This window comes from Cupriavidus sp. 05N39 (genome assembly GCF_056397325.1).
The window spans coordinates 25,222-48,283 of the sequence record NZ_JBFTNE010000062.1 but is presented as its reverse complement, the minus strand read 5'-3'; the positions used below and the strand labels follow the sequence as shown (position 1 = coordinate 48,283).

Below are 23,062 nucleotides of genomic sequence, written 5' to 3'. Positions count from 1 at the left end.
CCCGCCTATGTCCCAATATTTTGAAATCCATCCGCTCAACCCGCAAGCCCGCCTGATCAAGCAGGCCGCGCAGATCATCGGGCAGGGCGGGCTGATTGCCTTGCCAACCGACTCCAGCTACGCGCTGGCCTGCCGGCTGGACGACAAGGCTGCGGTGGAGCGGCTGCGCCGCCTGCGCGGGATCGACGACAAACACCACCTGACGCTGATGTGCAGCGACTTGTCCGAACTGGGCAACTTCGCGCGCGTGGACAACCGGCAGTACCGCTGGCTCAAGGGCGCCACGCCCGGCCCCTATGTGTTTATCCTGGAAGCCACCAAGGAAGTGCCGCGCCGGCTCTCGCATCCCGCCCGCAAGACCATCGGCGTGCGCGTGCCCGAGCATGCCATCCCGCTGGCGCTGCTGGCCGAAGTGGGCGAACCACTGATCTCGGCCACCCTGCAACTGCCAGGCGACGAGGCCCCGCTCAATGAGCCGGAGGTGATTCGTGCCCGGCTGGAAAAGCTCCTGGAGCTGGTGATCTGCGGCGGCGCCGCACCGGCGCAGCCGACCACCGTGATCGACCTTACGGGCGGGGAGCCTGAACTGGTACGGCAGGGACGAGGCGACATCGAGCGTTTCGGCCTTTGATCCCGACTTGCCCTCGCCGCGCGGCGCCGCTTTGGCGGCGGGCGCACTTTCCCGCGTCCCCGGTACAATAGCGCCCCATGGATTCCTCCCTGATTCAGACCATTGCGGTCTATGCCCTGCCGGTCCTGTTCGCCATCACGTTGCACGAGGCCGCGCACGGCTATGTGGCCAAACTGTTCGGCGATAACACTGCCTATGCGATGGGCCGCGTCAGCATTAACCCGGCGCGCCATATCGATCCCATCGGTACCATCGCGGTGCCGCTGCTGCTCTATTTCATGACGAGCGGCCAATTTGTGTTCGGCTACGCCAAGCCGGTGCCGGTCGCCTTTGACCGCCTGCGCAACCCGCGCTGGCACGGCATGTGGGTGGCCCTGGCGGGTCCGGGCAGCAACGTGCTGCAGGCCTTCCTGTGGGCGCTGGTGGCGATCGGGCTGGTGCTGGGGCAGGTGCAGGAGCCGTTCTTCAGCCAGATGGCGCGGGCCGGCGTGCTGGTCAATCTGGTGATGGCGGCCTTCAACCTGTTCCCCGTGCCTCCGCTGGACGGCGGCCGCGTGCTGACCGCGCTGTTGCCGCGGCGGATTGCCCATGCCGTGTCGCGCATCGAGCCCTACGGCATCTTCGTGGTGCTGGCGCTGGTAGCCGCGGGCGTGATCACCAAGGTGTGGATGCAGCCGGTGATGGGGGCCCTGAGCGGGCTGGTGCAGCTGATGCTGCAGCCTGTCCTGGCACTGGTGCAGTAAGCCGGGCGGGCATCCGCGCCGGCGGCAAAACCGGATACGAGTACCAGTACCGATTCCCCATAAAAACAGACAGACATGTTCCCCGATCGCGTTCTTTCCGGCATGCGGCCCACCGGCGCGCTGCACCTGGGCCACTATCATGGCGTACTGAAAAACTGGGTCCAGCTGCAAGCCGAGTACCCCTGCTTTTTCTTTGTGGCAGACTGGCATGCGCTTACCACGCACTACGAGTCGCCCGAAGTGATTGGCGAATCGGCGTGGGAGATGCTGGTCGACTGGCTCGCCGCCGGGGTCGATCCCGAACGCGCCACGCTGTTTATCCAGAGCCGCGTGCCCGAGCATGCCGAGCTGTTCCTGCTGCTGTCGATGGGCACGCCGCTGGGCTGGCTGGAGCGGGTGCCAACCTACAAGGACCAGATCGAGAAGCTCAAGGAGAAGGATCTCTCCACCTACGGTTTCCTTGGCTATCCGCTGCTGCAGGCCGCCGATATCCTGATCTATCGCGCCGGCCGCGTGCCGGTGGGCGAAGACCAGGTGCCGCATGTGGAGATCACGCGCGAGATCGCGCGCCGCTTCAACTATCTCTATGGCCGCCAGCCGGGCTTCGAGGAGCGGGCGCAGGAAGCCGCCAGGAAGCTGGGCGGCAAGCGCGCCAAGGCCTTTCTCGAGCTGCGCCGTGCCTATCATGAACAAGGCAAGGAAGAGGCTCTGGCAGAAGGCGGCGCGCTGGTGGCCCAGTCCCAGAGCCTGTCCGCCGAGGATCGCGAATTGCTGCTGGGCTATCTGGGCGGTTCGCGCAAGACCATCCTGGTCGAGCCGCAGGCGCTGCTGACCGCGGCTTCGCGGATGCCGGGGCTGGACGGCCAGAAGATGTCGAAGTCCTACGGCAACACCATCCGCATGCGCGAGGACAAGGCTTCGGTGGAAAAAAAGGTGCGTACCATGCCGACCGATCCGGCCCGTGTGCGTCGCACCGATGCCGGCGAGCCGGCGCGTTGCCCGGTGTGGCAACTGCACCAGGTCTACTCGGATGTGCCCACGCGCGAGTGGGTGGAGCAGGGTTGCCGCAGCGCCGGCATCGGCTGTATCGAATGCAAGCAACCGGTGATCGAGGGCATCCTGCGCGAGCAGCAGCCCATGCTGGAACGGGCGCAAAAGTACATGGACGACCCCGCGCTGCTGCGTGATATCGTCGCGCACGGCTGCGACAAGGCCAGCCAGCTGGCGCGCGAGACCATGCGGGACGTGCGCTCGGCCATGGGCCTGGGGTACCGGTGAGCACGGCGGCGGGAGTGGCTTCACACGCGCCACTGGGCGTGCCGTCGCCGTGGGTGACGCGCTGGGCGCACCTGGTGCGCCCGGGCGGCCGGGTGCTCGACCTGGCCTGCGGCAGTGGTCGCCATGCCGTGTGGTTCGCCAACCGGGGTCATGCCGTGCTCGGCGTCGACCGCGATCCGGCCGTGCTGGCGGCGCTGGCCGCTTCCACGGGTGGAGTCGCCACCCGCATGGCCGACCTGGAGCAGGGCACCTGGCCGCTGGCCGATGCGGCGCCCTTTGACGCGATCGTGGTGACCAACTATCTGCACCGGCCGCTATGGCCCCATCTGCTCGATGCCCTGGCGCCGGGCGGCGTGCTGCTCTACGAAACCTTTGCCGCCGGCAACGAAACCGTGGGCAAGCCTTCCAACCCGGATTTCCTGCTGCGGCCGGGTGAATTGCTGGAGGCCGTGCGCGGCACGTTGCGCGTGGTCGGCTTCGAAGATGGTATCCTGCAAGTGCCTAAAACTGCCTTCGTGCAGCGGCTTTGCGCAGTCAGGGAGGATGGTGGAAATACGGGGGGCAATGCGCCGCCCCGTTATCCTTTGCCAGGCTGAAGTGCGGCCCGGGCTATTTGCCTGCCAGGTCGGCGAGACCTGGACTTCACGCGTTGAACTGCCTTGGGATTTGCCCGGTCGAAGGTGCGGTCGGAAGGCCTGAGGTATCCGGTACAATCGCGGTATTCGTTTCTCGAATTCTCAAACGTTATGACACAGATTAACGGCAGCATCGTCGCAATCGTGACGCCGATGCAGGAAGATGGCAGCCTGGATTTCCCGGCGCTGCGCGCCCTGGTCGACTGGCACGTCGCCGAGGGCACCGATGGCATTGTGATCGTCGGCACCACCGGCGAATCGCCCACGGTGAACGTGGATGAGCATTGCGAACTGATCCGCGTCGCCGTGGAGCAGGCCGACAAGCGCATCCCGATCATTGCAGGCACCGGCGGCAACTCGACCAAGGAAGCGATCGAGCTGACCGCGTTCGCCAAGCAGGTCGGCGCCGACGCGTCGCTGCAGGTCGTGCCCTACTACAACAAGCCGACGCAGGAAGGCATGTACCGCCATTTCCGCACCATCGCGGAAGCCGTGGACTTGCCTGTGGTGCTGTACAACGTGCCCGGCCGCACCGTGGCCGACATGCAGCATGACACCATCCTGCGCCTGGCGCAGGTGCCGGGCATCATCGGCGTGAAGGAAGCGACGGGCAATATCGACCGCGCCGCGCAACTGATCAAGGATGCGCCGGAAGGCTTCGCCATCTACAGTGGCGACGACCCCACCGCGATTGCCCTGATGCTGCTGGGTGGCCATGGCAATATTTCCGTCACGGCCAACGTGGCGCCGCGCAAGATGCATGAATTGTGCGTGGCAGCCCTGAAGGGCGATGCGATTACCGCGCGTCGCATCCATATGGAACTGGTTGAGCTGAACAAGGCGATGTTCGTCGAAGCCAACCCGATTCCCGTCAAGTGGGCGCTCCAGCAAATGGGCAGAATGCAGGGCGGTATCCGCCTCCCGCTCACGCCGCTGTCACCGGATTACCACGACGTGGTGCGCAAGGCGCTGTCGAATGCCGGCTTGCTCGGCTGATCGCACCGTGTTTTGCCGTCATCCCATCAACTAGGATTGCGTGTCAATGAAACTCAAGCTTAACCGCCACGGCGCAACGCAAGTTAGYCGTGCCGCCTTGGTCTTGCCCGTGCTGGTGGCGAGCGCGATGACCGGTTGCAGCAGCATCAACGATGCCATGGCGCCCGACAAGATCGACTACAAGTCCGCCGCCAAGCGCACTTCCACGCTGGACGTGCCCCCGGATCTGACCAAGATCGAAGGCGATCGCCGCTATTCGGTGCCGGACCAGAACGGCACCTCGACGCTCTCGACGTATAACCAGTCGAACAAGGTGGCGCAGCAGCAGTCAGGTACCGAAAACGTGCTGCCGTCGACGCAAGGCATCCGCATGGAGCGCGACGGCAACCAGCGCTGGCTGGTGATCAGCAATGGCATGCCGGCCGACAAGCTGTGGCAGTCCCTGCGTGAATTCTGGCAGGAGAGCGGTTTCCTGCTGGTGCAGGACTCGCCGGAGACCGGCATCATGGAAACCGACTGGGCCGAGAACCGCGCGAAGATCCCGCAGGATTTCATCCGCAATACCATCGGCAAGGTTTTCGATGGGCTGTACTCGACTTCCGAGCGCGACAAGTTCCGCACCCGCCTGGAGCGCGCGCAGAACGGCAATATGGAGGTCTTCATCAGCCACCGCGGCGCGCAGGAACAGCTGACCGGCATCGACAAGTCGAACACGATCTGGACGGCGCGTCCGTCCGATCCTGAGCTTGAAGCTGAATTCCTCTCGCGCTTCGCGCAGCGTCTGGGCGTGCAAAAAGAGCAGGCTGATCGCATGGCCAAGAGCGGTGCCGCCCCGGCGCCTGCCGCTGCTGCGGCCCCAGCCGCCGCCGCCGGTACCGCCAAGGCATCCAGCGCCAACGCCAACCTGACCCAGGTGAACGGCACCCAGGCGCTGCAGCTGGCCGAACCGTTCGACCGCGCCTGGCGCTCGGTCGGGCTGGCGCTGGACCGCGTCAATTTCACGGTGGAAGACCGTGACCGCGCCCAGGGCCTCTACTATGTGCGCTATGTCGACACGCGCGATACCGTGGACAACCGCGGCTTCTTCTCCAAGCTGTTCACCAAGACCGGCACCGAGGACAGCAAGAAGGCCAAGAAGTACCGCGTGGCGCTGAAGGGCGACGGCACCGGCACGACCGTGACGGTACAGAACGATGCGGGCCAGCCGGAAGGTACCGAAGTCGGCAAGCGCATTCTTACGCTGCTCGACGAGCAACTGCGCTGACCGGAGTGCAGGTCGCGCAAGACTACCCGCGGCGCCCGGCCGCGGGGTGGCCCCGCAAGTTGTCCGGGGAGGCTGGCGCATGATGCGCTTCGCCTTCCTCGGCAGCGGCAGCGAGGGCAATTCCCTGTTGATCGAATCGCAAGAGGGCACCACCACGACCCGGGTGTTGCTCGATTGCGGCTTTGGCATCCGCGAAACCGCGCGGCGGCTGGAGCGGCTCGGCGTCGCGCCGGACCAGCTCGATGCCGTGCTGGTCACCCACGAGCATGGCGATCATGTCGGCTCGGCGTATTCCTTCGCTGCGCGCCACGACGTGCCGGTGCACACGAGTCACGGCACCTGGCTGGCCACCTCGCATATGCGCGGGGCGGACAAGGCCGATGTACGCGTCTGCTGCGCCGACCATCCGCTGGTCGTCGGCGGCATCCACATCCTTCCGTACACGGTACCGCACGATGCGCGCGAGCCGCTGCAGTTCGTGCTGAGCGATGGCGATGCCCGGCTTGGCGTGCTGACCGATGCGGGCATGGAGACGCCCTATGTCACCGCCCGGCTGGCGGGCGTGCATGCGCTGGTGCTGGAGTGCAACCACGATCGCGAAATGTTGCGGAATTCGGCCTACCCGTATTCGCTCAAGCGCCGCATCGGTGGCGATTTCGGGCATCTGGCAAACGAAGTCGCTGCCAACATCCTGGCAAGCGTGGCACACCCGGGGCTGCAGCGCGTGGTCGCGGCGCACCTGAGCCAGCAAAACAATACAAGGGAGCTGGCCACCCAGGCGCTGGCAGCGGTGCTGGGCACATCCGCCGGCGAAATCCTGGTGGCGGACCAGCATGAAGGCCTTGATTGGCAACCGGTCAGGGCCTGAGGCGGGGTGGCGCGGATGGCCGGTCCGTCGTTGTGATGGCGACGCCCCTGGACGAAATATGGACGAAAAAAAGCCGACCCGAAGGTCGGCTTTTTTATCGGTGGAGACCGATTACTGCTTGGCAGCTGCGGCCGAAGCGTCAGCGGCTGCGCCGGAGGCTTCAGCGGCTGCGCCGGAGGCTTCAGCGGCTGCGCCGGTGGCTGCAGCAGCCGAGGTTGCTGCGCTGGAAGCAGCAGCCGTTGCGTCAGCAGCGGCAGCCGATGCTTCGGCAGCCGGTGCCGGAGCAGCGGCTTCTTCCTTCTTGCCGCAGGCGGCGAGAGCAACGGCGGCGAGCAGCGATGCGATCAGGAGAGACTTCTTCATTGTTCGTCCTTTAACTTTAATAACAGAAAAACAGGCGATGAATAATTACCGGTAATTATCGCTCTTGAACTGCAAAATAGAGGCTCTCCCGGGTGCCGACAAATGCAGTGGTACACAGTACTAGCCAGCCGACGATTATATCCGCGTTTTCCCGGCTTGTGTAGCGCTCTCTTTTGCTGTTTTTGCTTGTTACGGATTATYACAGGGCAGATGGTGCAAATTGCAGCCATCCTTCCAGCGTCCAGTGATGAAAAGTCTCCATCAGGTCCGGCAAATCCGCGCAGGCGGCCACTTCCGCGGCGCTCAGGCAGCGGTGGTCCGCCAGCTGCCGCAGCCAGCGCGCCAGCGCGCCGGGCGGTTCGTAGGCTTCCCCATTGATAAAGAAATGGGTGCGGTCATACAGGGCAATTGATCCCGGCGCAAGCACGATGCCGTGCGCCAGGGCGAGTTTGTTGTATTTCTTCAATGTGATTTCGGGTATTTCCGCAAACTCGACGCTCGGCTTGGGTTCGGAGAGATGCGCGCCCAGAAACTCCGAGACCATGCCACCCGACCAACGCAGGGCACTCAGCCGTTCGGTCACGGCACGCACCATCTGGGCCGGCAGTTGGGCTGGATGTGCCGTGGCCGCCTCACCCGGATCGGCATAGCGGCCGCCCAGATCCTCGTTGTCCTCGACCGTTTCCGACAGCCATGCCAGGAAGTGCCCTGCCAGCTCGCGGTAGGCGGGGGCCCGGAAGCCGATCGAGTAGGTCATGCACTCGCCCTCGGCGACGCCGTCGTGGGCATACTGGGGTGGCAGGTAAAGCATATCGCCCGGCTCCAGCACCCATTCCTCTTCCGGGGTGAAGTCCGACAGGATCTTCAGGGGCAGGTCCGGGACGAGGTCGAGCTTGGCCTGGGACGAGATGCGCCAGCGGCGCCGGCCCGATACTTGCAGCAGGAATACGTCGTAGGAGTCGAAGTGCGGGCCCACGCCGCCGCCATCGGTGGCGTAGCTGATCATCAGATCGTCCAGGCGCGCATCGGGGGCGAAACGGAATTGTCCCAACAAAGCCGCGGCTGCACTATCGTGGAGGTTAACGCCCTGCACGAGCAAGGTCCATTGGCGGGCTTTGCGCGAGGGCAGGTTATCGGCGGCGAAGGGGCCTTGCTCAAGCTTCCAGCGGTTCCGGAAGTGCGATATCAGGCGCGACTCGACGTCGTCGCGGTCGGCTAGTTCGAAAAGCGACTCGCGCGATACCGGCGGCTCGATTCCCGGTACCGCTTGTCGGATCAGCAGGGGTTTGCGTTGCCAGATATCGCGCATGAAAGCGGCCGGCGTCATGCCTCCCAGCAAGGCGAGTGGCGCGTCGGGATCGACGGGGCCGGGGGGCAAGGCCTGCGCGTATAATGCGGAATCGTTCATGGAGTCAAGAATTGAAAATCGCTAAGAACACGGTGGTATCCGTGGTGTACAAGCTGTCGGATGCGCAGGGCAATCTGATCGAGGAGTCGGATGAGCCGATGGTTTACTTGCACGGCGGATATGATGGCACGTTCCCCAAGATCGAGGAAGCGCTGGAAGGCCATGAATCCGGCTTCGAAACCCAGTTGCAGCTCGAGCCCGAGGAAGCCTTCGGCGACTACGACGCCGACATGGTGAAGGTCGAGCCGCGCGACCGTTTCCCCGAGCCGCTGGAAATCGGCATGCAGTTCGAAGGCGTGCCGGAAGACGGCGATGACGAGGACTCGATCATCTACACGGTGACCGACGTCGCGGAAGACAAGGTGGTGCTGGACGGCAACCATCCGCTGGCGGGCATGGCACTGCGTTTCTGGCTGCAGGTGGCCGAAGTGCGCGAAGCTACGGCCGACGAAGTGCAGCACGGCCACGCGCATGGTGCCTCGGGCATCGAAGTCGTGGACGAGGATGAGGACGACGAAGGCGATAGCAGCCGCACCCTGCACTGAGTGCGAGGCGCGCGCGAGACCTCGCGGCAGTACCCACGAATAAGCCGGCCTTGCCGGCTTTTTTGTTGGGCTCGCGGCATTGGATTTACCCGATGCGCCCGATGCGTCTTTACTCCGCTTCGGGGCCATCCTTGAGCGTGACTTCGAACAGAGACGGCGAACCAGGGGTGATCGCCAGTTCGGCGTACTGGCCGGGAGCGCCGCTGGGCAGGACCACGCGAGAGACGTTACGCAGTGTCTTGCCGCCGGCATCCTTGAGCGGCCTGTCGATGCCGAAGCCGCCGGCGCCGGTGTGCACCAGCAGGACCTGGCCCCGATAGCGGCCGGCCAGCTCCCGCAACTGCCGCTTGAACTCCAGGAAGCCGTCGCGCGCGCGGCGGCGCAGGAAGCCATCGAACAAGGAAGGGTTGCCGCGCTGTTCCCAGCCGTTGCCGAACTGCGGGTCGGCATGCGCCAGCACCACGATGCCGGGCAGGTTGCGCTGCTGCGCCAGCGAAAAAGCGCGCGCCAGCCACTGGCGGTTGGCCTCGCGGCGATCCTCGAACTCGCCGTTGCGACCGCCTTCCGAGCGGTAGTGATTATTGTCGCCAGGCAGGTTCAGGCCCACCAGCATCACATTGCCGGCGCTCCAGCGCACGTTTTCCCGATAGCTGCGGAAGGTGGCCTGGTCGGATTGCCGCGTCAGCGGCAGGACGCGCTGGCCAAGCGTGGTATCCGCCGGGTAGAACAGCTCACGCAGCCGGTTCAGCCGCTCCACGGCATCGAAGCGGCCGTTCGCGGCGCGTTGGCATTCCGCCCAGTCGGTTTCGCCGGGCAGGTAGACGAGCGGCAGGGGCGACTGGTCGAGCAAGCGCTGGCGAACGGTGAGCAAGGCATCGCCGCAGGATTCGGTGTCGCCCTTGATCCCGCCCAGATGGACGACGAAATCGAGACGGCGCGCGGCCACGAAATCAAGCAGGCGGGTGGTGCCCGTCTCGGCAGCCGGCCACTGCGGCTGATCGGCAATCAAGGCGACGCGCACCATCTCGGCAGCCGGGCCGCGGGCGCGGTCAGCCAGCGCCTGGCTAGGCAGTGCCTGCAGCGCCATCAATATGCCCAGCGTGGCAATCCGCGCCGGGCCGCCAGGCGGCCGCGCATACGCAGCGGTTGGCCCGGATGTCCCCGATCGTTGCATGCGCTCGCGCACGAGCCGGATTGGCATCATGCGGTGGCTACTGCGCCCCTGGCGAGCGCCTGCAAGCGATAGAGCGCGTCGAGCGCGTCACGCGGGGTCAGGCTGTCCGGGTCCAGCTCGGCGACCGCGTCGAGCAGCGCAGCCTGCTGCGGCGAGATGGCGCTGGCCGGCGGCCCGCTGTCCCGCTCCGTGTAGTCGTCGTCATCGTCGTCCAGCGGCGACGGTGGTGCGGCAAACAGGTCGAGCTGGGGCGTGGGCGTGGCATCCGCCGATTGCTGCTCCAGCCACGCCAGATGCTTGCGCGCCGCGCGGATCACCGGCTGCGGCACACCTGCCAGCTGTGCGACCTGCAGGCCGTAGCTCTGGCTGGCAGGGCCATCCTGCACGGCGTGCAGGAACACGATGCCATCGCCATGCTCGACCGCCGACAAATGGACGTTGGCCGCCTGCGTGAATTCCTGCGGCAGTTGCGTCAGCTCGAAGTAATGCGTGGCGAACAGCGTATGGCTGCGGTTGTGCGCCAGCAGGTGGCGCGCGATCGCCCACGCCAGCGCGAGGCCGTCGAAGGTCGAAGTGCCGCGCCCGATCTCGTCCATCAGCACCAGGCTGGCCGGTGTGGCGTTGTGCAGGATGCCGGCGGCTTCGGTCATTTCCACCATGAAGGTGGAGCGCCCGCCCGCCAGGTCGTCGGCGGCGCCGATGCGCGTGAAGATGCGGTCGATCGGACCGATCACCGCGCGCCGTGCCGGCACGTAGGCGCCCACGCAGGCCAGCAGCACGATCAGCGCGGTCTGGCGCATGAAGGTCGACTTGCCGCCCATGTTCGGGCCGGTGATCAGCAGTAGTTTGCGCGCTTCGGTCAACTGGCAGTCGTTGGCGATGAACGGCACGGATTCCGCGGCGAGCTGGCCCTCCACCACCGGATGCCGGCCTTGCACGATGTCGATCACGTTTTCCTCGACGCGCTCGGGCTGGGTCCAGTCCAGCGTCTGCGCGCGCTCCGCCAGGGCGGCCAGCACGTCGAGCCGGGCCAGCGCGCCCGCCACGCGTTGCAACTCGCCGATATGAGGCAGCAACTGTTGCAGCAGCGCATCGTAGAGCAGCTTCTCCCGTGCCAGCGCGCGGTCCTGCGCCGACAGCGCCTTGTCTTCGAAGGCCTTGAGCTCGGGCGTGATGTAGCGCTCGGCGTTCTTCAGCGTCTGGCGGCGGCGATAGTCGTCGGGGACCTTGTCGGCCTGGCCGTTGGTCACTTCGATGTAGAAGCCATGCACGCGGTTGTACTCCACGCGCAGGTTGGCGATGCCGGTGCGGGTGCGCTCGCGCGCTTCCAGTTCCACCAGGAACTGGCCGCAGTTCTCGGAGATATCGCGCAGCTCGTCCAGCGTCGCATCGTAGCCGCGGGCGATCACGCCGCCATCGCGGATGACGGTGGCCGGTTCCGGCGCCACCGCGCTGACCAGCAGCGCATGGCATTCCCAGGGCACAGCCAGTTCGCTCACCGTCTGGTTCAGCAACGGCGCGGCATCGTCAGCGCGCAGGCAGGCCTGTACGTCGGGCAGCGCGGTCAGCGTATCGCGCAGCGAGGACAAATCGCGCGGACGCGCATTCATCAGGGCAAGGCGTGCGGTGATCCGTTCCACGTCGGACAGCCGGCGCAGCGCCGCGCGCAGCGCATCGGTGCCCTGGCCGAGCATGGCGCCGATAGCCTGCTGGCGTGCTTGCGGAATCGTGCTGTCGCGCAGCGGATGGTGCAGCCAGTGGCGCAGCAGGCGGCTGCCCATGGCGGTGGCGCAGGTGTCCAGCAGCGAGAACAGCGTCGGCGACTCGCCGCCGCGCAGCGTTTCGGTCAACTCCAGGTTACGCCGGGTGGCGGTGTCCAGTCCGACGCAGGCGGCGGGTGCCGGCTTCCTGGTCGAAATGCCATTCGGGCAGCCGGGTCCGCGCGCAGGCCAGGGCCGGCAATTCCATGCCGTCGGCAAACAGCAGTTCGGCCGGGCGAATCCGCTCCAGCTCGCGGCCCAGTTGCGACACCTCGCACTCCATCAGGCGCAGCTCGCCGCTGGCGAGGTTGAGCCAGGCCAGGCCGGTCTTGCTGACGCCGCGGCGCGTGGTTTGCTGATGCACCGCCATCAGGTAGGTATCGGCCTTGTCCGGCAGGAGCGCCGCGTCGGTCAGCGTGCCCGGCGTGACGATGCGCACCACCTTGCGCTCCACCGGCCCCTTGCTGGTGGCCGGGTCGCCGATCTGTTCGCAGATCGCCACCGATTCGCCCAGCTTGACCAGCCGCGCGAGGTACTGGTCCACCGAATGGAAGGGGATGCCCGCCATGCGGATCGGCACGCCGTTGGATGAGCCGCGTGATGTCAGCGTGATATCGAGCAGGCGCGAGGCCTTCTCGGCATCGTCGTGGAAGAGCTCGTAGAAGTCGCCCATCCGGTAGAACAGCAAGGTGTCCGGATGGTCGGCTTTCAGGCCAAGGTACTGCGCCATCATGGGCGTGTGCTTTTCCGCGGCACCGGCCTTCGGCTCGGTCTTGGCGGACTGTCGGGGTTCTACGGACATGCAATCCTCTCGGGCGGCTTTGGCGAAACCGCCTGTTTTCGGGTACTCCGGCGGCCTGCGGCCCTGGCGCGGCGTGCGCGGCAGGCGCCGTGGATGGGGCAGGCGCGGATAAAACGGGCATTTTACTGCGAGCCGGGCGCGGAAGGGGCAGGAAGAGGCGAGAAGGGACCGGGATGGGGGCGGGGAGGCATCGCCGGGCAGTCGGAGGCAGTCCAAGGGTCTTTACAAAAAAAATACACCATCGCCAGTCTCTTTACAGAATATTTGCGCCGTCCGGCCTTATATGGATTCCAGATAGCAGGCCTGGACGACAGGCGAAACAATTGAGACAAGGGAAGGTGTTCGACATGCTGAGAGTTCTGGTGCCCGTCAACGGCTCTGCGCACGCGCTGGATGCGGTGCGCCATGCTGCCTTCATGTTCCGGGACCGCTGCGTGTCCGAGGTGGTCCTGCTCAATGTCCAGCCGCCGCTGGAATCCGGCCGGGCGTCGGCCTTTCACTCGCTGGCCGCCTTGCGTAAGCTCGAAGAAGCAAGTGGTGAGGCGGCGCTACGCGATGCACGGAGCATTCTGGACGATGCCGGGGCCAGGTATGTCGCGCAGATCAAGGTGGGCGATGTGGCGCAGACCATCGCGCAGGTTGCGGCGGCGAACGACTGCGATGCCATCGTGATGGGCACCGCCGGGCGCACGGCGGTGGGCGCGCTGCTGGCGGGGAGGCTGACCAACAAGCTGTTGCGCATGTCGTGCGTGCCGGTGACGCTGGTCAGGTAGAGCGCGCCGTCACGCCACATTCATCGGCAGCAGCACCATTTGCTTTCCTTGTTGGTGTAGCCGCGCCTGCAGTTCGCCGGGTAGCGGGATGATCTCGCCCGCCGTGAAGGCCAGCCAAGTCACCATGTAGAACCTTGTCCACTTGCCGTTCGGCACTCGCGGCTCGGCCAGCAAGCCAGGAAGGCCTCCTCGGGCCCATGGCACGAGGACGAAAGCTCGTCGGCGCCCAGAGCCCAATCCATGCCAGCAGCGGCACCACGGCAATGGCATGGCGGGTTCCCGGTGCGAGTGGATCGAGCGGCTTGTCAGCCAGGCGCCTCCACCATTTCGACCATGCCGCCATGTTCGCCACCCGGGTCGCTATTGCGGCGCAGCGCACGGAGCGCGGCGTCGGTGCTTGCATACTCGCCTGCCAGCACGCGGAACTTGGAAGTCCCGTGGGAGTGATGCAGGCGGCAAGCAGGCCGACTCCCAAGAGTGGTCTTCGACGCCGCGCTTTTACGATCCCTGCCGCGGCCGCAGTGCGTCGATTACCTGCGCCAGCCGCGCGATCAGCCCGTCGATGGCGCCGGGAGGCACGCCGGCGTAGCCGAACACGAAGCCGTTGTACTGCGCCAGCGGCGTGCCGGGCAAGCGGTAGGTGCTAAGCGGCCGCACGATCAGTCCTTGCTCGCGCGCCGCGCGGCTGACCACGGTGTCGGCAAGAGGCAGTTCCAGGCGTGCCGACAGGTGCATGCCGCCGGCGCTGGCCGAGACCGTCACGCTGCCGCGCAGGTGCCGATCCAGTGCCGCTTCCAGGGCATCGCGGCGTTGCCCGTAGCGCTGGCGCATGCGGCGCAGGTGACGGGCGAACTGGCCACTGTCGATGAAATCAGCCAGTGCAATCTGCTCGGCCACATGGCCGCGCCGGGCGATTTCCCCCAGCGTGCCGGCGATGGATGCGGCCAGGTAGCGCGGCACCACCATGAAGCCCAGGCGCAGGGCCGGGAACATTGTCTTGCTGAACGTGCCCAGGTAGATAACGGGCGCGTCTTCGCTGAGCCCCTGCACCGCCGAGAGCGGCACGCCGCCGCGGCGGAACTCGCTGTCGTAGTCGTCCTCCACGATCCAGGCGCCGGCGGCGCGGGCGTCTTCGATCAGCCTGAGGCGGCGTTCCAGGCTGAGGATGGAGCCCAGCGGGTACTGGTGCGACGGCGTGATGTAGATCAGCCGCGGCGGCGCGTCGTGCCACTGTTCGGGCCGGGGCGCCAGCCCGTCCGCGTCGACGGCCACGGGTTCCAGCCGGAGGCCGGCGGACTGGAAGGCGGCCCGCGCGCCGCCGTAGCCGGGGTTCTCGATCCAGGCGGTGTCGCCGGGGTCGGCCAGCATGCGCGCGCACAGGTCAAGGCTGGTCTGGGTGACGTCGGTGATGAAGACCTGGTCCATCTCGCAGCGCACCCCGCGTGATACCTTCAGGTATTCGGCGATGGCATGGCGCAGTGCGGGCTGCCCTTCGATCCTGCCATAGCCAAGGTGTTGGGGCGCGAGCTGGCGCCACGCGCGCTCGACGCAGCGCCGCCACGCCGCCAGCGGAAACGCTTCGAGGTCCGGCACGCCGGGCACGAACGGCAGCAGGTCGTGCATGCGATCGCCATCGCGCCGCAGGCCTCGCACGCGGCGCGATAGTTCGGCGACGCGTTTGACCGCCCCCGCGCCATGGCCGGCTCTTACCAGACCTACGCGCGCGACCGTAGTGCCATGCCGTGTCGATACCACGAAGCCCTCCGCGGCGAGGCTCTCGTAGGCGTAGATCACAGAGTTGCGCGCCATCCCGAGTTCCGCCGCCAGCGTGCGCGTGGCGATCAGCTGGCTGCCCTGCGCAATCCTGCCGTCGAGGATGGCGCCGCGCAGGCATTCGTACAGCAGCCGTTGCTGGGTGAGCTTGCGCCCGTCGAGCTGGCGCGTGAAGGTAGAGACCAGCAAGCCGTAGTCCATGGTGTCGTTGCAAAAAGCCGTGGTTCTAAAAATGAGACTGCTCATGGGTCTACCCATGGTGCCACGAAAACCCTATCTTGGCTGCAACGCCGGACGCGGCATGTCGCCGCCAGGCAAAACCCACCATAGCCCAGGGAGCCACCATGAACCAGAAACCGATGCCGCCGAGCGAACGTACCCGCGTGCGGCGCGTTGCCGATCGCGGCCGCTACGATCGCGCCATCCTTCATGCGATCCTCGATGACGCCTATCTTTGTCACGTGGCTTTCGCGGACGATCGGGGCACCCATTGCATTCCCACCGCGTGCTGGCGCGAAGCGGAGCACCTCTACATCCATGGCTCGAATGGCAGCCGCATGCTGAAGCTGGCGGCCACGGGCAGCCAGGTCTGCGTGTGCGTGACCCATCTGGATGGGCTGGTGATGGCGCGCTCGGCATTTCATCACTCGATGAACTATCGCTCGGCGGTGATCTACGGCAGCTTCGAAGTGGTTGACGGCGCCGCCAAGGCAGCGGCCATGGACGCCTTCCTGGAGCGCATCGCGCCGGGCCGCTCGGCGCAGGCCAGGCCGGGTGACGTCAATGAGCTGGCGGCGACCACGGTGTTGCGGATCGGTCTGGACGAGGCGGCAGCCAAGATTCGCAGCGGAGGTCCCAAGGATGACGAGTCAGATCTTGCGCTGCCAGTGTGGGCCGGCGTGTTGCCGATGGCTTTGCAGGGGTTGCAGCCGGTGCCGGACGGCGTGCAGGGGAGTCTGCCGGAGTATGTGGCGCGTTGGGGAGATCTCACTGCAACTGCCTGACGTCGAAGGCAGTTTCATCCTCTGCGGGGGGGGGGAGGGGCGACCTGCCTTCTTGTCTTGCCAGGAAGGGAAGCGAAGAAGGCGCCCCGCGCGGCCAAGCACACCCTCACCGCTCGCTTCGCATCGCGTGAAGGGGCCCGCCGGCGGGCAGCCCATGGATGTGGGGCGCTTTGTTGCGTTGTGCTTTTACCGGGCCGGCTTGGCGTTGTCCACGGAGAACGGGGACAGCAGGCGCACCATCTGTGCGAAGGCCTTGGGGTTGCCGGCCAGGACTTCGCCTTGTTCGAGCTGGCGCGCTTCGCCCGAATAGTTGCCTACCAGGCCGCCCGCTTCGGTCACCAGCAGCATGCCGGCGGCCATGTCCCAGGGATGCAGGCCTTGTTCGAAGAAGCCATCGGTGCGGCCGCAGGCCACGTAGGCGAGATCGAGCGCGGCCGAGCCCGGGCGGCGCAAGCCGGCGCAGCTCTGCGTCATCAGCGCGAACAGTTCCATGTACTGGTCCAGGCCTTCCATGTCGCGGTAGGGGAAGCCGGTGCCGATCAGGCAGTCGGCCAGCTTGTCGCGGCGCGATACGCGGATGCGGCGGTTGTTCAGGAACGCGCCCGCGCCTTTGCTGGCGGTGAAGAGTTCGTCACGCGAAGGGTCGTAGATCACCGCTTGCGCCGGCACGCCCTTGTGCAGCTGGGCGATGGAAACCGCGTACTGGGGGAAGCCGTGGATAAAGTTGGTGGTGCCGTCGAGCGGGTCGATCATCCAGACGTATTCGCTGGTGGGTTCGCCCTCGCCCCAGGACGGGCCGGACTCTTCCGCTAGAATGGCGTGATCCGGGTAGGCCGTGCGGATGATCTCGATGATCGCGGCCTCGGCGGCGCGGTCGACTTCGGTGACGAAATCGTTGTGCTGCTTGCGGGAGACCTGAACCCGGTCGACGTCCATCGACGCGCGGTTGATGACGGAACCTGCCTTGCGGGCCGCCTTGACGGCGATATTTAGCATCGGATGCATGAATCTCTCCAGGCCGGCCAAGGGTGCGCGCCTGGCGCAAAAGGCCGGCGCGCCGCCCCCCGGGGCGGCTGACAACACAACGGATTGTAGAAGAACGGGCGCGTCGCCATCGCATAAAAACGGGCGGCGCACCGAAGATGAAGCCTGAATTGTATATGAACCCGCAGAACCAGACGAGCGCGGCCGCCAACGGCGCCCCCGCCGCAGCCGCCGATCCCCAGACCGGCCCGGCCCCTATTCCGCCCCCGGGTGCTTCTCCCGGCACCGGCCCGGATGCGGCCGGCGGCGTCCCCGCCGCGTTTGCCGCGGTGCGCTTCGTGCTGGTGGAAACCAGTCATCCGGGCAATGTCGGTGCGGTTGCGCGGGCCATGAAGACCATGGGCTTTGGCGCCGCGCCGGGCAGCCTGGTGCTGGTTTCGCCACGCGAGCCGGCGGTGCGCGAGCACCCGGATGCCATTGCCATGGCCAGTGGCGCCGACGATGTGCTGGCCGGCGCGGTGATCGTAGAGAGCATCGAGGTCGCGCTGGCCGGCACCGCTTACGCGGTGGCGCTCACCGCCCGCCAGCGCGAGTTCGGGCCGCCGCGGCTGCTCCCGCGCGACGCGGTGGCGCAGGCCGGTGCCCGTATCGCCGCCCAGCATGCCGCCGCCCCGGCCGCCGCCGGCGCCCACATTGCCTTCGTGTTCGGCAATGAGCGCTTCGGCCTGCCCAACGAAGTGGTGGATCGCTGCTCGGCGGTGACCCATATTCCCGCCAATCCGGCCTATACCTCGCTCAATCTGGCCCAGGCCGTGCAACTGGTGGCCTACGAGATGCGGCTGGCGCTGCTGGAGGTGAGGGCTACGCCGCTCGCCGAGATCGGCTATGCTGGCGAACCGGCCACGGCCGAGCAGATCGAGGCCATGTTCGGCCATCTGCAGGCCGGCCTGGAAGCGATTGGTTTTCTCGATCCGGCCAGCCCCAAGAAGCTGATGCCGCGCTTGCGCCGGCTGCTCGCGCGCACCGGGCTGGAGCGAGAGGAAGTCAATATCCTGCGGGGCATTGCCAAGCACATGCTGATGGCCACGCAAGGCGCCGGCGCACGGGCGCCAGTGAAACAGGAGAAGTAAGCAAGTGGCGGAGATTCCGGCCTACTACATGCGCGGCGGCACCAGCAAAGGCGTGTTCTTGCTGGCAGACGACCTGCCGACCGACCCGGCCGAGCGCGATGCCGTGCTGCTGCGCGTGATCGGCTCGCCCGACCCGTATGGCACGCATGCCGACGGCATGGGCGGCGCCACTTGCAGCACCAGCAAGGTTGCGCTGCTGCGTCCCTCGCAGCGCCCGGACTGCGACGTCGATTGCCTGTTCGGCGCGGTGGCCATCGGCGAGCGGCGGATCGACTGGTCCGGCCATGGCGGAGACCTGTCGGCGGCGGTGGGCCCGTTCGCGATCTGGCGGGGCTTTGTCCCGGCGCGCGACAGCATCACCACGGTCCGCATCTGGCAGCAGGGCATTGGCCAGGTGTTCCACGCCCACGTGCCTTGCCGCAATGGCCATCCGTTCGAGGACGGTGATTTCCGCGAAGACGGGGTGCCGTTTCCCGCAGCCGAAATCGTGCTCGATTACCTTGAGCCGGCCACCGCGCAGTTGCCGTTGTGTCCCACCGGCAACGTGGTGGACACGCTCGATGTGCCAGGCATGGGCCGCATCGAGGCGACGCTGGTGACGGCCGGCACTCCCACCGTGTTCGTGCGCGCTGCCGACCTGGGACTGGATGGCACAGAACGGCCCGAACGGATCGACTCGGACACCGGGCTGCTGACCGGGCTCGAGGCTATCCGCGCGAAGGGCGCGGTGGCCATGGGACTGGCGCCGGATGCGCAAACCGCCACGCGCGAGCGTCCCGCCACGCCCAGGATCGCATGGGTGGCACCGCCCGCAGGCTATCGCGCCAGCACCGGGGCTTCGCTGGCCGCGGCCCATATCGATGTGTTGCGCCGCAGCGCCGACCCTGCCTTTACCGGGGCCGACGCGATCGCGCTGGCGGCGGCTGCCAACCTGCCGGACTCGGTGGTGCATCGGGCCGCCGTGCGCAGCGGCAGCCAGACCCGCATCGGCCATGCGTCGGGCGTCCTTGCCGTGGGCGCCGTCACGGCAAGGCGCGATGGGGCCTGGGTGATGGAGCGCGCCGTGATGAGCCACAGCGCTCGCCGCCTGATGACTGGCCTGGTCCACGTGCCCGAGCGATGTTGATGGCGGCCGCCGTCCACCTCCACGCACCGCGGCCGATACCGCGGTACGGCAAAGGCGGACCGCGTCATCGCAATCCATGTCCATGGCGGCAGCAGGGTAGCAAATCTCTTACACTCCCTGATCCCGTTCCCACCGGCCAATGACCATGCCGGCGACGCGCGTCAGTCCTGCTGACCCAGGACGCGCGGCGCACGGCGTGGCAACACGACACGACCAAGATGTTCTCTCGTCTGAAGGAAGATATCGACGCCATCATGCGGCGCGATCCCGCCGCGCGCAGCCGTCTGGAGGTGCTGACCTGCTACCCCGGCTTTCATGCCGTGATGTTTCACCGCTTCGCCCATGCTTGCTGGAACGCGGGGTTTCACTGGCTCGGCCGGTGGATTTCCCACTGGGCCCGTTTTTTCACCGGGATCGAGATACACCCCGGCGCCAAGGTAGGGCGCCGCGTGTTCATCGATCACGGCATGGGCGTGGTGGTAGGCGAGACCGCCGAGATCGGCGACGACTGCACCATTTACCAGGGCGTGACCCTGGGCGGCACATCGCTCTACAAGGGCGTGAAGCGCCATCCCACGCTGGGCGCCAATGTGGTGGTGAGTGCCGGCGCCAAGGTGCTTGGCGGTTACACCATCGGCGACGGCGCGCGCATCGGCTCCAATGCCGTGGTGCTCAAGCCGGTGCCGCCGGGCGCCACCGCGGTTGGTATCCCGGCGCGCATCATCCTGCCGGATGCACCCACCGGGCAGCAGGGTGCCAAGCAGGAGTTCTCCGCTTACGGCATCACGCCGAACGCGGACGATCCGGTGTCGCTGGCGCTCAAGAGCCTGATCGACAATGCGGCCCAGCAGCACGAGCGCCTCGAGACGGTGATGGCTGCGCTGGACCGGCTCGGCGAGCACCTTGAGAACACGCCGAACGACCGCTTCGACGCGAGTGAGTTGCGCAAGCTGATGAAGTAGGGAGGCCGGGGCCGCCTGGGGGACGCCGGCCCCGGCGTCAGTCCACTTGCGGCAGTACGTGGAAGCCGTCCGCGTCGAGTTGCAGCACGGCGGCGCGTGGCCGCTTGCCGTCGAGGTCCCAGTCGGTCAACACCCAGCGCACGCCCTCCGGACTTTCATGGCGGGCGGGGCGGTGCGTGTGGCCATGCACCAGAACCGGTGCATGGCTGTCGCGCAACAGCGCCGCCACGGCTTGCGGCGTGGTGTCGCCGTAGTCGGGCGGGGCATCGCGGCGCGCCTGGTCGGCGCGGCCCGCCTCGCTATCGGCGCGCAGCCGCCGCGCCACGCGCAGGCGCAGCGTCAGCGGCAGCGACAGGAATGCGCGCTGGACCCACCGTTTGCGGGTCCAGCGGCGGAATTTCATGTAGCGTTCATCGTCGGTGCACAGCATGTCGCCGTGGCTGAGCACCACGCGCTGGCCGGCGCATTCGATCACGGTCGGATCGGGCAGCAAGGCGGCGCCGGCGGCGCGCGCAAAGCGCTGTCCCAGCAGGAAGTCGCGGTTGCCATGCATCAGGTACACCTGGACGCCTCGGCTGGCGAGCTGGCGAAGCATGGCGGCCACTTGCGCCGCAAAGGGGCTGTCGGCTTCCTCGTCGCCTACCCAGAATTCGAAGAAATCACCCAGGATAAACAGCGCGCGCGAGCCTTGCGCCGCGCGTTCGAGCACGCGCTCGAAGGACGCCAGCGTGCGCGGCATCTCCGCCGTGAGATGCAGGTCGGAAATGAACCACGCCGGCGCTGGCACCGCAAGGGCGCCGGCAGCCGGCGTGGATTGGGTCACAGTCATGCGCTTGGAGAGAGAGTCTGGCCTGACTTCGTGCCGCGACCCCGCCAAGGCGCGCGGTAGAGCGTGTCCTGGCGGGGGGGGGCAGTGACTTATTCGACCACCACGGCCTTTTCGATGATCACGTCTTCGAGCGGCACGTCCTGGTGGAAGCCGGCGCTGCCGGTGCGCACGCCCTTGATCGTCTCGACCACGTCGGTACCGTCGATCACCTTGCCGAACACGGCGTAGCCGAAGCCCTGCGGGGTCGGCGAGGTGAAGTTGAGGAAGTCATTGTCGACCGCGTTGATGAAGAACTGCGCGGTGGCCGAATGCGGTGCGTTGGTACGCGCCATGGCAACCGTGTAGCGATCGTTCTTGAGGCCGTTGCCGGCTTCGTTCTCGATCGGGGCATCGGTGGCCTTTTGCTTCATGCCGGGTTCGAAACCGCCGCCCTGGATCATGAAGTTCTTGATCACACGGTGGAAGATGGTGTTGTCGTAGTGGCCCTTGCGCACATAGGACAGGAAGTTTTCAACCGACTTGGGCGCCTTTTCGGCGTCGAGTTCGATGGTGATGACACCTTGGCTGGTGTGGAGTTCTACCTTGGACATTTGCTTTCCTTTGTACGGTGGTACGGTGTTATTTGACGACAGAGGCCGACTCGATCACGATCGGCGTGGCCGGGACATTACGCATCGGGCCATACGAGGTGGTGGGCGTGTTCTTCATCTTTTCGACGGTATCCATGCCTTCCACCACCTTGCCGAACACAGCGTAGCCGTTACCGTCCGGCTGCGGATAGTCGAGACTGGAATTATCCACCACATTGATGAAGAACTGGGCGGTGGCCGAGTTGGGATCGCTGGTGCGTGCCATGGCGACCGTGCCAGCCTTGTTCTTCAACCCGTTCTGGGCCTCCAGCGGAATCGGCGCGCGCGTGGGCTTCTGCTTCATGTCGCGGTCGAAGCCACCGCCTTGCACCATGAAACCGTTGATGACGCGATGGAAGATGGTGCCGCTATAGAAGCCGCTCTTGACGTATTCCATGAAGTTCGCGACCGTCTTGGGCGCGGCGTCCGGATAGACCTCCAGCGTGAACTTGCCGGCGCTGGTGACGAATTGCACCCGCTCGGCTTTCTGCTGCTGTGCCTGCGAGGCCAGGGGCGAGAGCGCCAGGGCACCGGCGACCATGCCGGCAAGGACGAGGCGACGCGAAAAGATCATGCTTGACTCCGTGGATCTGGAAAACGATAAGACCGGGGCCTGGCTGCGGCCCCGCCTGCCGGGCAAGGCATTACCGGGCGGGTGCGGCCGCCGGCTCGCTGGCCGCGGCGCTTGCCTTGCGCGTGGTGCCCGCGGGAGGCTGGATGGCCGCCGCGGGTTGCGATAGCTTGAGGCCCGAGGCCGCAGCCGCGTCCTTGGGATTGCGGCGGAGTGCTTCCCGGTAGGCATTCTCGGCCAGGCGGCGGTAGACATCGCCCAGATTGGTGTAGCCCACCGCGAAATCGGGTTTGGCATCGAGAGCGAGCAGCAGTTCCGCCTCGGCGCGCTTGAGATCCCCGCGCTTGGCGTACAGCAGGGCCAGGTTGTTGTGCGGCTCGGGCAGTTCCGGGAAATCCTGTGCCATGGAAGACAACGCCGCGATGGCCTCGTCCTCGCGTCCGGCCTGGGCCAGGGCCCAGGCACGCTCGAAGCGCGCCTGCGCATTGCGCGGGTTGGTGGCCAGCACGCGGTCGAAGCGATCGATGGCCTCGCCATATTTCTTCTGCGCCGCCGCCTTCTCCGCCTCGGCCATGCCCGGATCGGCAGAGCGCACGCCGCCGGGCGGGACGGCCGGCACGGCAAGCGATACGGGCCCGGCCTGCGCGCGCACGGGGCCCGCCATGACAAGCATGCCTGCCAGGCTGGCCGCCAGGGTTAACGAGGCGGCCGCAATGCGCCGGCGCAGGGGCGGGGATGAAGCGGTTGCTATGGTGGGCAGGAACAGGCTCATGTATGGCGGTCCGTTATACTCCGCGGCATTCTAGCAAAAGCC

Annotated in this window: 23 protein-coding genes and 1 pseudogene; 14 read left to right on the top strand and 10 right to left on the bottom strand. The window is 66.5% G+C overall.

The window, feature by feature from the left end; translation table 11 throughout:
- Positions 1 to 7: 7 nt before the first annotated feature.
- The 8 genes from AC1DN0_RS26420 to AC1DN0_RS26385 all read left to right on the top strand — a co-directional run bounded on the left by AC1DN0_RS26420 (position 8) and on the right by AC1DN0_RS26385 (position 6,833).
- Positions 8 to 631 (top strand): L-threonylcarbamoyladenylate synthase, encoded by a 624-nt coding sequence (locus AC1DN0_RS26420; RefSeq protein WP_276289521.1) that lies wholly within the window; start codon positions 8 to 10, stop codon positions 629 to 631.
- 77 nt (positions 632 to 708) lie between these two features.
- On the top strand, positions 709 to 1,374 hold the full coding sequence (locus tag AC1DN0_RS26415; RefSeq protein ID WP_441630060.1) for a site-2 protease family protein: 666 nt from the start codon (positions 709 to 711) through the stop codon (positions 1,372 to 1,374).
- Between the two features lie 75 nt (positions 1,375 to 1,449).
- On the top strand, positions 1,450 to 2,652 hold the full coding sequence (locus AC1DN0_RS26410; RefSeq protein WP_441630062.1) for a tryptophan--tRNA ligase: 1,203 nt from the start codon (positions 1,450 to 1,452) through the stop codon (positions 2,650 to 2,652).
- A 14-nt stretch (positions 2,653 to 2,666) separates the two neighbouring features.
- Positions 2,667 to 3,248, top strand: a complete 582-nt coding sequence (locus AC1DN0_RS26405; RefSeq protein WP_441630063.1) for a class I SAM-dependent methyltransferase — start codon at positions 2,667 to 2,669, stop codon at positions 3,246 to 3,248.
- Positions 3,249 to 3,398: 150 nt separating this feature from the next.
- Positions 3,399 to 4,283, top strand: a complete 885-nt coding sequence (dapA, locus tag AC1DN0_RS26400) for a 4-hydroxy-tetrahydrodipicolinate synthase (protein ID WP_045238036.1) — start codon at positions 3,399 to 3,401, stop codon at positions 4,281 to 4,283.
- Between the two features lie 46 nt (positions 4,284 to 4,329).
- The gene (gene bamC / locus AC1DN0_RS26395; RefSeq protein WP_441630065.1) at positions 4,330 to 5,547 is read left to right on the top strand and encodes an outer membrane protein assembly factor BamC; all 1,218 of its coding nucleotides are present in this window, start codon (positions 4,330 to 4,332) and stop codon (positions 5,545 to 5,547) included.
- Positions 5,548 to 5,626: 79 nt separating this feature from the next.
- A complete protein-coding gene (locus AC1DN0_RS26390; RefSeq protein WP_477111062.1) occupies positions 5,627 to 6,415 on the top strand; it encodes an MBL fold metallo-hydrolase in 789 nt (262 codons plus the stop codon).
- A 58-nt stretch (positions 6,416 to 6,473) separates the two neighbouring features.
- A complete protein-coding gene (locus AC1DN0_RS26385; RefSeq protein ID WP_441630068.1) occupies positions 6,474 to 6,833 on the top strand; it encodes a hypothetical protein in 360 nt (119 codons plus the stop codon).
- Between the two features lie 144 nt (positions 6,834 to 6,977).
- Here AC1DN0_RS26385 and AC1DN0_RS26380 read toward each other — a convergent pair whose 3' ends face one another.
- Complete coding sequence (locus AC1DN0_RS26380; protein WP_441630069.1) at positions 6,978 to 8,186, bottom strand: ribosomal protein uL16 3-hydroxylase; 1,209 nt, start codon at positions 8,184 to 8,186, stop codon at positions 6,978 to 6,980.
- An 11-nt stretch (positions 8,187 to 8,197) separates the two neighbouring features.
- Between AC1DN0_RS26380 and AC1DN0_RS26375 the strand changes: the two genes are divergently transcribed.
- Entirely contained in the window at positions 8,198 to 8,731 is a 534-nt protein-coding gene (locus AC1DN0_RS26375) for an FKBP-type peptidyl-prolyl cis-trans isomerase (RefSeq protein WP_276289530.1), read from the top strand.
- A gap of 109 nt (positions 8,732 to 8,840) precedes the next feature.
- Here the strand turns inward: AC1DN0_RS26375 and AC1DN0_RS26370 are convergent, their stop codons facing one another.
- Entirely contained in the window at positions 8,841 to 9,818 is a 978-nt protein-coding gene (locus tag AC1DN0_RS26370; protein WP_477146133.1) for a hypothetical protein, read from the bottom strand.
- Positions 9,819 to 9,931: 113 nt separating this feature from the next.
- Positions 9,932 to 12,467 (bottom strand): annotated as a pseudogene (gene mutS / locus AC1DN0_RS26365) (DNA mismatch repair protein MutS).
- Between the two features lie 347 nt (positions 12,468 to 12,814).
- On the opposite strand from mutS, the gene AC1DN0_RS26360 reads away from it, so the two are divergent.
- Positions 12,815 to 13,240: a universal stress protein gene (locus AC1DN0_RS26360; protein WP_477111061.1), complete on the top strand. Its 426-nt coding sequence runs from the start codon at positions 12,815 to 12,817 to the stop codon at positions 13,238 to 13,240.
- A 9-nt stretch (positions 13,241 to 13,249) separates the two neighbouring features.
- On the opposite strand, the gene AC1DN0_RS26355 is transcribed toward AC1DN0_RS26360, so the two are convergent.
- Positions 13,250 to 13,414, bottom strand: a complete 165-nt coding sequence (locus tag AC1DN0_RS26355; RefSeq protein ID WP_441630089.1) for a hypothetical protein — start codon at positions 13,412 to 13,414, stop codon at positions 13,250 to 13,252.
- Between the two features lie 324 nt (positions 13,415 to 13,738).
- Positions 13,739 to 15,214 carry a MocR-like pyridoxine biosynthesis transcription factor PdxR gene (gene pdxR / locus AC1DN0_RS26350; protein ID WP_477143164.1) on the bottom strand — a complete coding sequence of 492 codons (1,476 nt, stop codon included), beginning with the start codon at positions 15,212 to 15,214 and terminating at the stop codon, positions 13,739 to 13,741.
- A 143-nt stretch (positions 15,215 to 15,357) separates the two neighbouring features.
- Here pdxR and AC1DN0_RS26345 point away from each other — a divergent pair, with 143 nt between their 5' ends.
- Entirely contained in the window at positions 15,358 to 16,017 is a 660-nt protein-coding gene (locus AC1DN0_RS26345) for a pyridoxamine 5'-phosphate oxidase family protein (protein ID WP_441630075.1), read from the top strand.
- Positions 16,018 to 16,203: 186 nt separating this feature from the next.
- Here the strand turns inward: AC1DN0_RS26345 and AC1DN0_RS26340 are convergent, their stop codons facing one another.
- Positions 16,204 to 17,022, bottom strand: coding sequence for an inositol monophosphatase family protein (locus tag AC1DN0_RS26340; protein ID WP_045238028.1), 819 nt, complete (start codon positions 17,020 to 17,022; stop codon positions 16,204 to 16,206).
- A 137-nt stretch (positions 17,023 to 17,159) separates the two neighbouring features.
- Between AC1DN0_RS26340 and AC1DN0_RS26335 the strand changes: the two genes are divergently transcribed.
- From AC1DN0_RS26335 to cysE, 3 genes are all read left to right on the top strand, one after another.
- On the top strand, positions 17,160 to 18,131 hold the full coding sequence (locus tag AC1DN0_RS26335) for an RNA methyltransferase (protein WP_441630078.1): 972 nt from the start codon (positions 17,160 to 17,162) through the stop codon (positions 18,129 to 18,131).
- A 4-nt stretch (positions 18,132 to 18,135) separates the two neighbouring features.
- Positions 18,136 to 19,257, top strand: coding sequence for a PrpF domain-containing protein (locus AC1DN0_RS26330; protein WP_477111060.1), 1,122 nt, complete (start codon positions 18,136 to 18,138; stop codon positions 19,255 to 19,257).
- 218 nt (positions 19,258 to 19,475) lie between these two features.
- Complete coding sequence (cysE, locus tag AC1DN0_RS26325) at positions 19,476 to 20,219, top strand: serine O-acetyltransferase (RefSeq protein ID WP_045238026.1); 744 nt, start codon at positions 19,476 to 19,478, stop codon at positions 20,217 to 20,219.
- Positions 20,220 to 20,256: 37 nt separating this feature from the next.
- On the opposite strand, the gene AC1DN0_RS26320 is transcribed toward cysE, so the two are convergent.
- The 4 genes from AC1DN0_RS26320 to AC1DN0_RS26305 form a co-directional block, all read right to left on the bottom strand.
- Positions 20,257 to 21,048: a UDP-2,3-diacylglucosamine diphosphatase gene (locus AC1DN0_RS26320; protein WP_477111059.1), complete on the bottom strand. Its 792-nt coding sequence runs from the start codon at positions 21,046 to 21,048 to the stop codon at positions 20,257 to 20,259.
- Between the two features lie 89 nt (positions 21,049 to 21,137).
- Positions 21,138 to 21,638, bottom strand: coding sequence for a peptidylprolyl isomerase (locus AC1DN0_RS26315; protein WP_428177898.1), 501 nt, complete (start codon positions 21,636 to 21,638; stop codon positions 21,138 to 21,140).
- A 28-nt stretch (positions 21,639 to 21,666) separates the two neighbouring features.
- The gene (locus AC1DN0_RS26310) at positions 21,667 to 22,251 is read right to left on the bottom strand and encodes a peptidylprolyl isomerase (protein WP_045238023.1); all 585 of its coding nucleotides are present in this window, start codon (positions 22,249 to 22,251) and stop codon (positions 21,667 to 21,669) included.
- 70 nt (positions 22,252 to 22,321) lie between these two features.
- Positions 22,322 to 23,020, bottom strand: coding sequence for a tetratricopeptide repeat protein (locus AC1DN0_RS26305; RefSeq protein WP_441636820.1), 699 nt, complete (start codon positions 23,018 to 23,020; stop codon positions 22,322 to 22,324).
- Positions 23,021 to 23,062 lie beyond the last annotated feature (42 nt).

Coding starts and splice junctions, on each gene's coding strand:
- AC1DN0_RS26420 (WP_276289521.1), top strand. CDS start 8: ATGTCCCAATATTTTGAAATCCATCCGCTCAACCCGCAAGCCCGCCTG.
- AC1DN0_RS26415 (WP_441630060.1), top strand. CDS start 709: ATGGATTCCTCCCTGATTCAGACCATTGCGGTCTATGCCCTGCCGGTC.
- AC1DN0_RS26410 (WP_441630062.1), top strand. CDS start 1,450: ATGTTCCCCGATCGCGTTCTTTCCGGCATGCGGCCCACCGGCGCGCTG.
- dapA (WP_045238036.1), top strand. CDS start 3,399: ATGACACAGATTAACGGCAGCATCGTCGCAATCGTGACGCCGATGCAG.
- AC1DN0_RS26390 (WP_477111062.1), top strand. CDS start 5,627: ATGATGCGCTTCGCCTTCCTCGGCAGCGGCAGCGAGGGCAATTCCCTG.
- AC1DN0_RS26385 (WP_441630068.1), top strand. CDS start 6,474: ATGGACGAAAAAAAGCCGACCCGAAGGTCGGCTTTTTTATCGGTGGAG.
- AC1DN0_RS26370 (WP_477146133.1), bottom strand. CDS start 9,818: ATGGCGCTGCAGGCACTGCCTAGCCAGGCGCTGGCTGACCGCGCCCGC.
- AC1DN0_RS26360 (WP_477111061.1), top strand. CDS start 12,815: ATGCTGAGAGTTCTGGTGCCCGTCAACGGCTCTGCGCACGCGCTGGAT.
- pdxR (WP_477143164.1), bottom strand. CDS start 15,214: ATGGACTACGGCTTGCTGGTCTCTACCTTCACGCGCCAGCTCGACGGG.
- AC1DN0_RS26345 (WP_441630075.1), top strand. CDS start 15,358: ATGAACCAGAAACCGATGCCGCCGAGCGAACGTACCCGCGTGCGGCGC.
- AC1DN0_RS26340 (WP_045238028.1), bottom strand. CDS start 17,022: ATGCATCCGATGCTAAATATCGCCGTCAAGGCGGCCCGCAAGGCAGGT.
- AC1DN0_RS26335 (WP_441630078.1), top strand. CDS start 17,160: ATGAAGCCTGAATTGTATATGAACCCGCAGAACCAGACGAGCGCGGCC.
- cysE (WP_045238026.1), top strand. CDS start 19,476: ATGTTCTCTCGTCTGAAGGAAGATATCGACGCCATCATGCGGCGCGAT.
- AC1DN0_RS26320 (WP_477111059.1), bottom strand. CDS start 21,048: ATGACTGTGACCCAATCCACGCCGGCTGCCGGCGCCCTTGCGGTGCCA.
- AC1DN0_RS26315 (WP_428177898.1), bottom strand. CDS start 21,638: ATGTCCAAGGTAGAACTCCACACCAGCCAAGGTGTCATCACCATCGAA.
- AC1DN0_RS26310 (WP_045238023.1), bottom strand. CDS start 22,251: ATGATCTTTTCGCGTCGCCTCGTCCTTGCCGGCATGGTCGCCGGTGCC.
- AC1DN0_RS26305 (WP_441636820.1), bottom strand. CDS start 23,020: ATGAGCCTGTTCCTGCCCACCATAGCAACCGCTTCATCCCCGCCCCTG.